Origin of the sequence: Idiomarina xiamenensis 10-D-4 (assembly GCF_000299895.1) — a bacterium.
Lineage (GTDB): Bacteria > Pseudomonadota > Gammaproteobacteria > Enterobacterales > Alteromonadaceae > Idiomarina > Idiomarina xiamenensis.
Window position 1 is genome coordinate 1 of record NZ_AMRG01000061.1, and the last position, 570, is coordinate 570.

Consider the following 570-nt stretch of genomic DNA (forward strand, 5'->3'; position numbering starts at 1 on the left):
CCAGTACCACCATTTTGGCGCAGGCTAACCAGCGTCCTCAGGCCGCGATTCAGCTACTGGGCTAAGCGATTGCGTCAACGTTTTAATACGACGACGATACCGACAAAACAACCTCAAAAAGAACGGTGTAAGCTCACCGTTCTTTTTTATTTGTATTTAAAAGCTCCTAAAGTTCTCTATCTTCTTCGAAAATAGTTAATTTTCCGCTAAATATTTCTTCCGTTGAGCCGATAGCTTAAGTATCAAACATATTGATTAAGTTGCTGTGGTTAGCGCTGCTTTGATGCTGCCACGGGATCATTCGTTAAGGAGTAAAGTTATGGCTTTATACGTCAATACCAACGTCAGCTCACTCAATGCGCAACGTCAGTTGATGGGCTCAGGTAACAAATTAGATCAAGCGTTCCAACGCTTATCATCAGGTTTTCGTATCAACAGTGCCTCTGATGATGCGGCGGGTTTGCAAATTTCAAACCGAGTTAGCTCACAGGTAATGGGTCTGAACCAAGGTAACCGTAACGCCAACGACGGTATTTCACTGGCGCAAACCGCTGAGGGTGCGTTAGACGA

General features: G+C 44.7%; 1 protein-coding gene. It reads left to right on the plus strand.

Going from position 1 to position 570, the window contains the following annotated elements:
* Positions 1-319: 319 nt before the first annotated feature.
* Positions 320-570, plus strand: a 251-nt coding sequence (locus A10D4_RS13440; protein WP_008490191.1) for a flagellin N-terminal helical domain-containing protein, incomplete at its 3' end; no start/stop codon positions are given.